This is a genomic window from Pelagicoccus mobilis (assembly GCF_016595505.1).
GTDB lineage: Bacteria > Verrucomicrobiota > Verrucomicrobiia > Opitutales > Opitutaceae > Pelagicoccus > Pelagicoccus mobilis.
This window is the reverse complement of the sequence record NZ_JAENIL010000056.1, coordinates 1-13,634: the sequence shown is the minus strand read 5'-3', so window position 1 is coordinate 13,634 and position 13,634 is coordinate 1. Positions and strand designations below refer to the sequence as shown.

6 protein-coding genes are annotated in these 13,634 nt (G+C 51.1%); 3 read left to right on the top strand and 3 right to left on the bottom strand.

Annotated features, from left to right (window positions below; genetic code table 11):
• Positions 1 to 150: 150 nt before the first annotated feature.
• Both JIN87_RS22785 and JIN87_RS22780 read left to right on the top strand, forming a co-directional pair.
• Entirely contained in the window at positions 151 to 1,338 is a 1,188-nt protein-coding gene (locus JIN87_RS22785; protein ID WP_200357942.1) for a tetratricopeptide repeat protein, read from the top strand.
• Between the two features lie 28 nt (positions 1,339 to 1,366).
• Entirely contained in the window at positions 1,367 to 4,624 is a 3,258-nt protein-coding gene (locus tag JIN87_RS22780) for a VCBS repeat-containing protein (protein WP_200357941.1), read from the top strand.
• A gap of 119 nt (positions 4,625 to 4,743) precedes the next feature.
• On the opposite strand, the gene JIN87_RS22775 is transcribed toward JIN87_RS22780, so the two are convergent.
• The 3 genes from JIN87_RS22775 to JIN87_RS22765 form a co-directional block, all read right to left on the bottom strand.
• The gene (locus JIN87_RS22775; RefSeq protein ID WP_200357940.1) at positions 4,744 to 5,757 is read right to left on the bottom strand and encodes a LacI family DNA-binding transcriptional regulator; all 1,014 of its coding nucleotides are present in this window, start codon (positions 5,755 to 5,757) and stop codon (positions 4,744 to 4,746) included.
• Positions 5,754 to 6,809, bottom strand: coding sequence for a LacI family DNA-binding transcriptional regulator (locus tag JIN87_RS22770; protein ID WP_200357939.1), 1,056 nt, complete (start codon positions 6,807 to 6,809; stop codon positions 5,754 to 5,756). Before JIN87_RS22770 ends, JIN87_RS22775 begins: the two co-directional genes overlap by 4 nt.
• A gap of 367 nt (positions 6,810 to 7,176) precedes the next feature.
• Complete coding sequence (locus JIN87_RS22765; RefSeq protein ID WP_200357938.1) at positions 7,177 to 9,315, bottom strand: glycoside hydrolase family 9 protein; 2,139 nt, start codon at positions 9,313 to 9,315, stop codon at positions 7,177 to 7,179.
• 386 nt (positions 9,316 to 9,701) lie between these two features.
• On the opposite strand from JIN87_RS22765, the gene JIN87_RS22760 reads away from it, so the two are divergent.
• Positions 9,702 to 13,454 (top strand): TonB-dependent receptor plug domain-containing protein, encoded by a 3,753-nt coding sequence (locus tag JIN87_RS22760; RefSeq protein ID WP_200357937.1) that lies wholly within the window; start codon positions 9,702 to 9,704, stop codon positions 13,452 to 13,454.
• Positions 13,455 to 13,634 lie beyond the last annotated feature (180 nt).

Below are 13,634 nucleotides of genomic sequence, written 5' to 3'. Positions count from 1 at the left end.
CTCTTGTCCATAAATCCGTTAAGTTAAGATGTTTAGTGGCCTCGTGGGTTGCTGGGAAGGAGCCTGCAAAATATCGTCAGTTGACTCGGTTTGAGCTCGGGGCGAGTGTTTGTTACTAGAACACCCTGTACCCCGAAAAAGATCGTTATCATGTCTCGAATTTTGTCCCAAATGTGTGCGTGGCTTTGCGGCATTCGGTCCGCCTGTACCTTCTGCGGCACAGCGCTCATTTGTCTCGGGGTGGGTGTGCAGAGCTTTGGGCAATCTCAAGAAGCGTCTGCCGAATTTGAGCGGATTCGTGAGGAGATGAACGAAGGTGTTCGTTTGTTGAAAGAGGGGCAAGTCGAGCTTGGAAAGCGAGCTCTCGAAGTGTGTTATGCGGAGTTGAGGGCTCGTGTCCCCAATGACTCATCGAGTGTGACCGGACATTATCTGCTCGGACTTTGCAGTTACAATCTGAGCAAACGCTACACTGCGATGAGGCATGTCAAAGTCGCTAATGATTTGGACCCTGGGCACGTTCAAGCGGCTGCCTTGGCGGCGAAACTGTATCAGAAAAAAGGGGATGGCGCGGCAGCAATCACTGTCTTAGAGCGATGCCGTGTTGAAAATCCGGATAACGAAATGATCCAAAGGAGTCTCGCCGAATTGTATCGATGGAGTGGAGACAGCGTAGCTGCTATTGCCTCCTTCGAATCGCTACTGGAGCTCGATCCTGAGAATAAGCGCTACTTCAATCACTTGTTGGAGCTCTATCTCGAAGTCCAAGATGCGGAGAAGGCAGAGGTCTTTTTCACATCCCTAGTTGAGGAAGGTGTGATCTCGGAGGGAGACAAATCGTTGAGAATGGTCGAGTTGTATTTAGACAAGGGAGACTACCGGCAGGTACCCAGACTGCTTCAAGCGGCTAAGAAGGAAGGTGTGTCTCAAGAATTGCAGGACGCTTACAGTAAGCGTTACTATCGATCGATGGGAGAGGCATCCTTGGAGGAAGGCAATTTCTCCCGTGCTCGGCTTTTTATCGAGCGGGCTCGAAAACTGGATGCCGAGGATCAGGAGCTGACTGTTCTGCTGGCTCGCTGCTATCTCGAGGAGCTCGATCACGAGAAAGCGTCCGATTTGCTATTAGGTTTGCTCGATTCAAAACCAGAGAGCGCGGATTACTACGCGTATTTAGCGGAGGCGTTGAATGGGACAGGGCGTCACCAGCTTGCCTACGATATTGTGGGAATCGGTTATGAGCTAGCCCAGAAGCAGGGGAATGAAACTGCGATGAAGCAATTTCTGGATACGAGAGCTGCTATGGATGAAACGAATCGTCAGCTCACTGCACAGTAGGCTTGGGGGGAAACTTGAAGTACGGGTTATGAGACGAGTTACCTTGTGGCTTTTGATTTTGTTATGCGGGCGTTCTGAGAGCGTGGAGTTCACCGAGTTTGTCCCCCCAAGCGAGGGAACGGAACAGGGGACATTGTTTACGGAGCTTGATGCGGGCGCGATAGGAGTCGGTGAGTTCGAGAACAACTACAGCGGCCCGGAGGTTTGGACCGAGCGTTGGCGCGAGTATATTCTTGGAACGATCGGTACCGGAATCGCTCTCGGCGATGTAGATGGCGATTTGAAGCCCGACCTGTTTGTCGTCAGTAAAGACGAAAAGAGTAGGTTGTACAAGAATCTGGGAGGCATGCGCTTTGAAGATGTCACAGATGTATCCGGAATTATTGACAATCCAGCACCAGGAAGCGGGTGCAGCTTTGCGGATGTGGATAATGATGGCGATTTGGATCTGTATTTGTGCTTCGTCGGTGCAGGAAATGAACTCTGGATCAATGATGGGACGGGTCGTTTTACTGAAGAGGCGGAAGAGCGAGGTGTGGCGGTAAAGTCTGGTTGCGGCATGGCCAGCTTTGCGGATTACGACCGCGATGGTGATTTGGATTTTTACCTCTTGAATAACTTGATTCATCAGGGAGCTAACTTCTCGAAGCTAGAGGACATGGTCTTTCGCAATGATGGTGGGCATTTCGTAGAGGTTTCGAAGGATATCGGCATATCTGGAGCAGGGCATGGTCACTCTGCACTTTGGTGGGATTATAACGAAGATGGCTGGCCAGACATTTACGTTGCTAACGATTTCTCTGATTTGGACCGTTTGTATGAAAACAATAAGGACGGTACGTTCACAGATATCCTCTCGGAGGTAATGCCCCAGGTTCCGTACTACTCGATGGGGGCTGATTTTGGAGACGTGAACAACGATGGGCACTCGGACTACTGGGTGGCTGACATGGCGGCAACTTCGCGCGAGCAGCATCTGAGAACAGTGGGCAATCACGATCACGTCTTTGACTTGCACAAAGTTGGCGACACGCCGCAATACCTGAAGAACTGTTTGCTGCTGAAACTCTCGGAGACTCACTTTGCGGAGATCGCGTATCTAAGTGGATTGGCTCGCACAGACTGGACATGGGCGTCGCGATTGCTCGATCTCAATAACGACGGTCGATTGGACGCGTTTGCTACGAACGGCATGCTGCGATCGTTTCATGATGGCGACCTTGGGAAGAAGCAAAAGAGATTCTCTAGTGATAAGTGGATGGCGATCGTCTTTCGAAATCAACCCACATTGAAGGAGAGGAATCTTGTTTTTGAGAATCTTGGGGACCTGACCTTTGAGGACAGGAGTGCAGCTTGGGGCTTGGACAAGTTGGGAGTCAGCTTTGGGGTTGCTTGTGGCGACTTGGATGGGGATGGCGATTTGGATTTGGCTATCAATAATTTCCAGGACAAGCTTTCGATCTTCCGGAATGACGAGGATGAGGGGAGTCGGGTGACATTCCGTTTAAAAGGGAAACAGAGTAATTCTTTTGGAATAGGAGCTCGGATCCGGCTCGAGTCCGATGGTCTGGTTCAAGTCAAGGAAATGTATCCTATGCGTGGATATATGTCTTCTGACGAACCGATCCTGCATTTTGGGCTGGGTAACTCCAGTCGCATAGACCGAGTCGAAGTAAGCTGGCCGAGTGGTGCTGTCGAAGTATTTGAGGATCTACCAGTAAATGGAAACTTCCTGCTGGAGGAGGGCGGGAATGCTAGAGATGAGCCCTGGTCGAAAAGTCGGTCTCGGATGTTTACTGCTATTGATGGCAAACTGCCTGAAAAGGCGGAACGCACAGAAGCTCGATTTTTGGATCTGTTGGATCAACCGCTACTATCTTTCCGTGAGTCTCGATTGGGCGGAGCGATCGTGCACGGAGACGTCGATAGGGATGGAGATGTTGATCTTGTTCTGGGAGGTTCCACGGGACAAGAGACTTTGCTCCTGTTGAACGATGGTTCGGGCACTTTCCAAGATGTTTCCTCGATTGATTTCGAAACGGACTTTGGCTCCGAGGATCTGGAATTGAATTTGGTGGATTGGGATGGTGACGGGGACTTGGATCTGTTGGCTGCTTCTGGTGGTGTCGAAATGGAAGCGGGGGATTCATTTTATGCGAATCGCTTGTATTTGAATGATGGGAACGGCTATCTGGAAAGAGATTGGAGCTTAGCGTTTTCTGAATCGTATTCTTCTTCCAGTGTGGTGGAAGCGGCTGATTTCGATGCGGATGGAGAGACGGACTTATTTGTAGGAACGCGACTGGTGCCCGGTAAGTATCCGTACAGCGAGAGCTCGGAGTTATGGTCGCACACCGATGGGGCTCTTAGCGCTGTGAGTTTAGATGATGACGCTTTGGAGTTGGGGAAGGTCGCTGACGCGTGCTGGGGTGACTTGGATGCGGACGGGGACCTGGACTTGGCAGTTGCCACGGAGTGGGGGTGCATTTCGATTATCGAGAATGAAGGGGGCGAGTTGCGTCGGTCTTCGAAGGATCGAGGCGATTTGGATTCCCTGAATGGGCTTTGGTCACAACTTGCGGTTGCCGATTTGGATGGAAATGGAACCCTTGATATTGTTGCCGGAAACTGGGGGTTGAACACCGAGATGACTGCGAGCTCCAGTGAACCAATGAGACTTTGGTATGGGGAGCGATCCTCTGAGCCGGTCAATTTAATCGAGACCGTTGTGTCAGAAGGAAAGGAGTGGACTCTAGAAGCGAAGTGGAGATTTGAGAAGTCGTTCCCTGGCGATATATCAAGAAGTCTCAGCTACGAGGCCTTTGCCCAACAGAGTTTACAGGAGATGTTTCCGAATCTGGAAGAGAAGGGGTATCGTTTTAAGGAGGTTCGTGAATTGAGGTCCGGCATCTTTTGGATGGAAAAGGATGGGCGTTATCGGTTTGAAGCGCTACCAGCGTTTGCTCAATCGGGACGAGCAATGGATCTGCTTCTAGAAGACATCGATGGAGATGGGAGGCTTGATGTCCTCATGTCCTTGGAGTTGCAATCGCCTGAGCCTTGGGCCAACCGTTTCGAAAAGGGGCATCTCGGGCTTTTCTTGAACAAGGGCGAAAGAGCGTTTGAGAGCGTCTTGCCGTGGGATTCAGGACTCTCCTTCCAAGGGAGCCCAAGAGGATTGGCCTCATGTGATATCGACGGCGACGGTTCGAAGGAGTTGGTCGTCGTTTTGAGCGAAGGCATGCCTGTCGTTTTTGCCAGGGCGTCGGAAGCATTAGACAAGTAGCTGCTTGTGGCAACGACGGAGAGTTGTCCTCCGTTTTTGGGCGATCCTCACTGTAGACGCGATCGTGGATCGCGTACGAGATCAGCGATCTCGTCTACAGCGTGTTTTGAGTTGTTTTGTTAGCTGTATCGAAAGTTGAGATACGAGTCTGATTTGTCTACCCATTCGGGACTTAGGAGACGCACGGAACTTACGGAAGGGATCCCTTTTTGATTCAGTTTTACCAATGTCCTGATCAGGTTCAGCGATTCTTGGCAAAGGGCGACGTTGTCTATCAACACGCCTTGTTGTTTCGAGGAATCTGTGATCCGCAAAGATGCCAGCTCAAGGTTGAATCTCTCGGTTTCGAAGAAGCATTCCAGGTCCCGGCTGTCCGTAATGATGGCGTCGAGCTGGTGGGTTGCTGCCCATTCAGCTGCTTTGCGGTTCCTTTGCTCTATTGGGAGGGTTGTTCGCCAGTTGAAAATAGGAATCTGAGGGAGATCTTCGTCAGTGTTCGTCTGTATCAGGTATCCCATTTCCTGCTGATGATCGCAAAGGGAGGAATACTCTGATTCAATGGCCAAGCCAATACGACGACACCCCCGTTTCTTAAGTTTGTCGACCGCGAAGCGACTGGCGTGCCGGTAGTTCGGGGCGATGGCATCAAACTCGGTCATAAAAGACAGTGAGTCGATTTTTATGACTGAGAATTGGTTCCACTTATCCCGGTTCCCGGTGAGCTCGGATTGCGTGTACACGAGAATGGCCGTGATTCCTCTTGTATTCAATATGTCGAGGATTCGATCTGTAGTTCGCGCGTTTTCGTTGGTGGTGAAAAACTCTGTCTTTATGTTCAGCTCGTTCGACTTTTGATCTAAACTCCGTTTGAAATCCTGGAATTCAGGCGATGCCGCTGCCTTCTCGTCGACGATGAAACCGACCGAAAGTTGGGAGCGGGTGGACGTACGTTTTGAGCGGTGCTGGATGAACGCATCGAGATTCGGGTCGCGCTTGTATCCCATATCCGAAGCGATATCGAGGATCCTTTGCTTGGTCTTGTACGAGATTTTTAAGCTTCCGGAAAGGGCTAGAGAAACGGTCGATATATGGACGTTGGCCCGTTGCGCTATGTCTTTTTGTTTCGCTCTCATTCGAAGTTGTGCCAATCGATGTCGCCAAGATGAGGATACAGGTCGCCGTCCTTCCAGAATCCCTCGATGAACATCGACTCTTGGCTTTGTTCAGTTATCATGCTGCCGGCGATTACGTTGACGGCTTGCTCGCCGAGCCGGTGGTGGTTTTGAACGATACCAGCATAAGGTATCTCTTTGCTCCGCAATGAGAGGGAGCAGAAGGCGAATTCGTGCTCTTGGGCGAATCCGGATTTGTGTAGGTAAACAGGGATACTATTCCAGTTGCTGATTACCGCATCAAATTTGTGTTCACGTATCCATCTCTCGAGCTTGTCTGTAGCGACTTCGTCGGTGTCGCTTTCCTCCATCATGTGAATCGGATACTCTGGCAAGCCGTTCTCTGACATCCCGATCTTGTATCCACCGTAGTGATGCCCGTATGTTGAGAGGTCGTCGTAGCGACCTGTGGCGAGCCCGATCTTCGAGTATCCGATTTTAGCCAATCTGCGAAGAGCGAGACGGACCCCTTGTTGATTGTCGCAAGAGATCTGCATGCCGGGGCCTTTTATGAATGCGGAGTCGATCTTCACGAGACGAATATTGGAATGCCCGGAAAACAGGGAAGGGAAAGGCGGATGGAGAGAAGCGAGAATGATGCCACTGACTTCCTTCGAAAATGCTTTTGCTTTCAGGGTGTCGATGGAGTCCGCTTGGTTTCCAACGATAACGAGATCCGAATCGTAACCCAAAAGTTTTGCCTGGTGCGAGATGCCGGAAAGTATGAGCTGATTGTGTTTCAGGCGTTTGAACTCGTGATAGGTCTCTCGATTCGAGACGACGAGCAGTTGAGGCGCTTGTTGGCTCTCGGTTTCATGCCGACAGTTTGATAGGGCGGAGAGCGCTGAGTTTTTAGAGTACCCGAGTGAGGCCGCGATCTCTTGGATATGGTTGCGTGTTGCGAGGGGGATGCGCGGGTTGTTGTTGAGGGCCAATGAAACCGTCGAGTAGTGAACCTTCGCCAGTTTGGCGATATCACGGATAGTCGGGGTGGCGGATTGGCTTTTGGTCATTGGGGGCAGGTGTATTAGAGTTGTTTGGAGGTCGAGGAGGCGAATGCCTGAAAATTCAAACCGTTGATTAAGTTGAACGGTGAGAGGTGCCAGAGGGGGTGTTGAGGGTACGTTGGCCTATGAAGTGGCGAATCCACTGAATTCAACTGTGTGAACTCGGAGGGTGCTGCTTTCGGCATGGAAAGCAGGTTCGAGGCAAATTCAGAAAATGTTCGCGAGGCCCGAATCTGTAAGGGGTGATGCTTTACAAGGAGGGGGTCTGTTTCGAAAATGAGAAATTAACGCTCTGGGTCAAACAGGTGTGGGGTCAAATTGTTGACTAAGGTGGATGCTCGTCGAATTCCAGCTTGATGAGGCAGGTCTCGGATTAGTTGCCCACCAATCGGAGCCTGGCGAAGCGCTGTGACTCTGGCAGGTTTTCGGTTGGGATTTCGGCAATGCTTCGACCATTGATCTGCCTGATGCTTCCTTGGTTTAGGTCGAGAGGCGCCCAGTTCCGCAGGTCGGAGGAAACCTCGATTTCTACGGGAAGGTGGGATTGCAGCGGATTGTGTGGGAACTCGACGACCGTTAGTTGATCCCCATCGCTGAAGCAGATTTGTGAAGAGAGCTGCTCTTGTGTCTCCTGCGAAAGCCCCATCCAGGACTCGAAAACGGAAATGATCTGATCTTCATCCGAATCGGTAAGATCCAGATTAGGTTCGGGGATAAATCTCGATAGAAATTTAATGAAGCTTGATTGGTAGTAGATGGCAGGTTCAGTGATTTCCCAAGAGTTTTTTGGCCAATTGTCGTTGAAATCCAGATACGATTTCTGAACGGGTTGCTCCTTCAGGGACTCGATTGATCCGGAATAACTAGCGTTTGGACCGCCGGGAACGAATCCAGGCGCGGGGTTCTCGTCCCAGGCGCTACCGTCGGAATACCAGGAGTGGTAGATTTGCATCGCGCTCTTCTCGGCTCCGAAACTACCCATGTTCGTCATGTAAACAATACCCATTGGATTTACCCCGAAAAAGTAATGAAGCATGTTTTCCGCCCTTAGTTTGAGTGCTTCAGGTTGCTTAGGGCTTAGCTCAAATGTGAAGAAATCTGTGCAGGCGTTGCCCAGATTAGCCCTGACTATATTGCTTCCCCAGTGGTATTGATCGTCAGGCATATAACCCCGGTAGAGGTCTGCACCGGGCTGCCAGCTGAGAACCATGTCGGTATTGGAGTAGGTTTCTCTGCGGCGTTTTATTTCTGCTGCAAACTCGGGTGTGGCGTATTTGCTGAAGGCGTAGTTGAGGAGGGCTTCGGAGGCGTACGCGTTGTACAAGGAATAGGTTCCGCTCACAAACGTCGCGAGGTCGAGATAGTTAGACTCGATATAATCGGAGTACTCCTGGTCGCCAGTCAACTGATGCAAGTAGATAGCTGCCAAAATCGAGGACTCGAGTTGGCGATAGAGAGGGCGATCCGCGTCACCCGATTTTACGATGCCTGTATCGCAATCCGTTTCTTTTGGATTGGCGTGATACCAATTCCAAGCATCGATGGCTCTCGATTCGAGTCTTGCAGACATCTCTGCCCATTGTGGGACTTTTTTGAATACGAATGCAGCATGGGCGTACATACCGGATGCGGAAATTGTCGAAGAAGAGCATGCGGGTAGGTAAAATCGGTCACGCGCGTCAGTGCTGGGTGGACTTGCTACGTTGAAGTCCACGTCACCCATTTTTAGAAGAACTCCTCCATCGTCCTCTTGCATCTTTTCTAGCCAGAGCATTTCGAAGTGAATTTCATCGAGCAGGTCAGGGATACCATTTCCTGATTCGGGAATATTGTAATTATCGCCCCAGATGGAGGGACGCTCTTCGTAAGCGTTCAAAAGTTGATGAATCGGAACCTCGGCGAAGGTGACGTATTTATTGTAGTCGCCCGCATCCATCCATCCACCAGAGAGATCCTTCTCTGTTGCGGAATTCTCGCGATCAAAGACATTGCGGGTCGCTGAGTCTTGCAGGAATGCCGGATCGTCAGCCCAATCTTCTCCTGCGAATTTCGCCTCTTTTTTGAAGGCGAGTCGCTGATAGAAAAACGTTCTCACAGCGGCGATAAGGACTTGGTTGTAGATGGTTTCGGAGATTTCGAAGAGGTGTGATCTGGCCTCGTTTTGTACGTCCCAGACATAATACTCTCCAGGTTCCTCGAGACTGGAGAAATCGAACCACCAGCCTTGATCGCCGGACTGTTCGTGCACTTTCCCTTCTTGCCAAATCTCAATGGTCGCTTCGAAGGCAACGCTATCGTCTTCGCTTCGCCTTATTTGATAAGTCTCTCCGGGAAGAAACTCAGAGTCCTGATTGTATCCACTCATCGGATTTGCGATGACAGCAACTTTGTTCGCTTCTGGTTGATAGCCGAATTGGTTGACTCGAATCAGCTCCTGTACGGTGTCCGGTTGTCCGAAGGAATGGAAAGTTAATACAAATAGGGCAGCAATGATTGGGGTACTGTATCTCATCTAGTTGTGATGGATGGGTGAATACTGAGGTGATGGAATTTTGTGTTCACCTGAAGCTAGAAGGGGCGCGTTGCGTTGAGCCAATCGTTAGTCGGACAAACTGTTGACTGGTGATTGTCACGTCTGACCTGAGGAGGGGATTCAACTTCGGGCTATGGTTCGCAGCTCAACGGGGAGATGGGTCTGTCAACTATTTGACTCGCGGAGGCCTTGGGAAATTCGCGACTCCCCGCAGAAAGGGAAACATGCGGTTTCCGTACCGCTAACATGTACACCCTGCCCACTGTTTCATCCCCACGCACTGCCCGCTAGGGCTGTTTCAATTTTCGTGTCGAAATTGAAGGAGCCGGTTGGACAGAGGGCGAAATTGCAAACTACGCAAACGAATGAAAAAATACCCTAAACTTGAACGTTGCCCATCGTATCTGATGCGCAAATTCACCCCGATGTATATTGGGGCGGCATTGTTGCCCGTTGTTGGAATGCATGCCCAGGAAGCGGACGAATCGGAGGATGTCTTCGAGCTTTCGCCCTTCACCGTAGAGGCTAGCAATGAAGGTGGATACACCACCGAAGAGACGCTTGCCGGTACTCGTATCCGTACGAACGTACGCGACCTCGCGGCTTCGATTAGTACAGTCACTGAAACGTTCTTGAGAGACACTGGCGTAACTGGAGCGGAGGATCTGCTCACGTACACGCCTTCAACCGAGACCGGTGGTCTCGAAGGCAATTTCTCCGGTTTGGGGAACACAGGTAACCTCGAGGAGGAGCTGATTGCTCCTCATACCAACAGTCGTGTGCGTGGTCTTTCCAGTGCTGACAATACCCGTGATTTCTTCCGTACAGATATTCCTTGGGATTCCTACAACGTGGATGCGGTTACGATCCAACGTGGTCCTAATTCCGTTCTCTTTGGTGTAGCCGGTGCCTCTGGCATTGTTAACAGCGCCCTCAAGAAGGCTAGTTTCCAAGATCAGTATCGTGTGGAGAACACGCTCGACGAGTTTGGCCGCGTCCGTTTCGTGCTCGATGCAAACAAGGTGTTGATCGAAGACAAGATGGCCTTCCGTTTGATTGGATTGGATGACGCGGAAAAGTACCGTCAGGACGAGGCTTACAAGGATACACAGCGTATCTACGCCACGCTGCAATACAACCCTCAGATCATTGGAGGTGATCAAGCACCAACGAACATCCAGTTGAGTTATGAGCACGGGGATATCGCAGCAAACTCTCCGCGCTTCACACCACCGGATGACCGCATCACTGCCTTCTTCGATCCCAACGGCTTGAATCGGCAGGTTTTCCACCCGCAAGCGGCGTGGAAGTACGGCATGCAGATGGACCGTGGCACACGCGTCAATGATGACTACCCAGATCAATGGGAGCCATGGGTCGGCCAACAGAATCCAGGTTTGATCGGAACCAACCCGACTTTCATCATCGACAATGTGACAGGGCAGGTGACTGGTATCCAGCAGATGCAGGCCCGCACGGAAGAGAGCATCGGGGGCTTCGCTGATATGATCCGCATGAACTCTGTCGCGGGCTTCAATGAATACGCTCAGAACGTAAACGGCGGTACTCCGGGGTCTTTCCCAGGTGCGTCGACTTTCTGGAAGAATCGAGTTGTTCAGGATACGAACATCTTCGACTTCTATAATCACCTGATCGATGGCGACAACAAGCGCGAGTATAACGACTTCGAAGCTTTTAACGCTTCCATCTCGCAAACCTTCCTCGATGGAAATGCTGGAGTCGAACTCTTCTTCGACCGCCAATCTATGACTCGAGGAGGCGATTCCTACTATCAGAACTCCCTCAGCATCGATATCAACACTCACAAGTTCGTGGGTGATCCAATGGGTGGTTCGGCGGTTTCCTCTTGGGATCGTACGGGGTTAGAACCAGACGAGGTGCCCGATTTCAGTACCGTATCAGGTGGCGTGGTCAATCCGAACGTGGGGCGTGCCTTCGTTTCCGGTGATGCCAATGGTCGTGAGTATTCCACTACACGCAAGAACTCCCGTCTCACTGGTTTCTACAAGCTGGACCTACAGGAAAAGCTAGATGATTCCTTCTTCGGAAAATTGCTTGGCCGCCATACCTTCACTGGTTTGTTCCAAAAGGACAACGTGGAAAGCTCGAACAGAAGCTATCGTCCGTTCGCGACAGACTATGACTGGGTGGATACGCTTCCGCTCTCTGATTCAGGAATATCTGGATACGACCGTAAGGTTAGCTATGTCCAGTACGTGTCGGGCGACCTCCGTAATGCGAACGTCGCAGACGGACTTGGTATCTTGCCTGTTAACGGTCGTTTCAGTCCGTCGGGTCTCTACTCGATCGGGTACTTTGACGGAACTTGGAATGCTAATGGTGTGAACCCGGAAGACGTGTGGATCCGTCCCCTCGATGGCAGAGAAGCCACTCAAAAGGACAATCCAGACAACTATGTCGGTTGGACAACAAACAACTTCAACATCCTCAATGTCAACAATCCGTACGACTACAACAAGGTTCATCGTTCCGCTAACAAATCAGACATCGAAATCGAGTCGTTAGGTGTAACTTGGCAGGCGCGTCTCTTGGATGGTCACATTATCCCCACCTACGGGTACCGCGAAGACACTTCTACAACCTTCTCGGCAACGGCTCCTGTGTCCGATCCTCGTTCTGGAGCAGTGGATCCAAACTTCGATTTGTTTGGTCAGTCTCCAGCTGAGCTTGTCATCAAGGGGGAAACGACATCGTGGGGTGTGGTCCTGAAGACTCCTGAGTTTATCAATGATAAGCTGCCGTTCTTCGATGACTTCACCTTCTTCTACGGTGAGTCCGAGAATTTCATCCCTGCTGACCGTGTAGGCTACGATGGTTCTTCGCTGCCTAACGAATCAGGGGAGTCAAAGGACTACGGTCTGACCTTCAAGGCCCTTGATGGTAAGATGTCGGTCAAGGCGACTTGGTTCGAGACAAGCCAGAAGAATGCTCAGATCCCAGGTGGTGACCCGCTCGGTTCTAACTCCTGGTTCCTCGTTCGCAACAACGTCTGGCAGATTGGTCACGCTCTCAAGATGGAAAGAATTCGAAGCGTGTACAATGCCGACCCATCAGCTGACTGGAACAGCGAGATTGGCTGGCAGAGTTGGGCATATAATTATGCGTGGCCAGATGATGGATACGGTTATGATGCACACGTTTTGCCGACCGTAGACCCTGACGGAAACGAGTTGGCGAGTCCATTCGACCACCCGTCGTTAAAGGCGCAAGAAGGTATGATCCAAGCCGTTTGGGATAACCTCTTCCCTCAAGAGTGGTATGATGCTTACGGTTGGCCGATTGACGTCGCAAAACTCAAGAGCGATGATCCTGCGGTTCGTGCTCAAGGTATCACCGACCCGAACTTCGCGGTCAACACCTCGGCGAACATCGTATCGATGCAGCCATCTGGTAATGGAAGCATCAATGGTCTAACCCCGATCGGAACTGTCGATCAACACTCAGAAGGATTCGAGTTCGAGTTCAGCTTTCAGGTGAATGAGAACTGGCATATGTGGGCGAACGCGGTTAAGACAGAAGCGAGCCGTGGATCGATTGGCGAGAACTTCGCTGCCTTCCTGCAATCGTATCGAAATCTCTACGACAGCCCAGCAGGCGACATTCGCCAATGGTGGGCGGGCGACCGTGCCTCTCGGGAGTATTTCGAAGACTTCATTTGGAAGCCATACCTCTTCCAGCAAGAGGCCGAAGGTCTGCCTGCCCCCGAAATTCGTCCATGGCGTTTCAACTTCGTCAACAATTACGAGTTCAAGGAAGGTAAGTTTGACGGCGTTCGTGTCGGTCTTGGCTATCGCTGGGAAGATGATCTGATCGTTGGCAACGGGCTAAATTCGGCTCAAGATAACCTTGATCCTAACGATCCAATCTACGGAGGAAGCACCGATAATATTGATCTCTGGGTTGGCTACAACAGAGACTTGAGGGACTCCATCAACTGGGATATCCAGCTAAATCTCAAGGGCGTTGGCGACGACGTTGGTCTTGTTCCAGTCAGCGTCAACCCCGATGGCTCCATCGCGGCGATGCGTATCCGTGAAGGTATGCGTTGGGAGCTCCGTAACACATTTAAGTTCTAGTACGAAGCACAAGCCGGGCGGGTGAGTCGCTCGCCCGGTATTCTCATTTTTTGATCGGTTGTCCTCAAGGGCGTGTCTTTAAATTAGCTCTTTGCTGGTTCGAGCCCAAATCGAAGCAGCGCAAGGCTGCCAAAGCCTTGCGACACAAGTGTCGGATGGCTTTGGCGGACGCCGCGACCT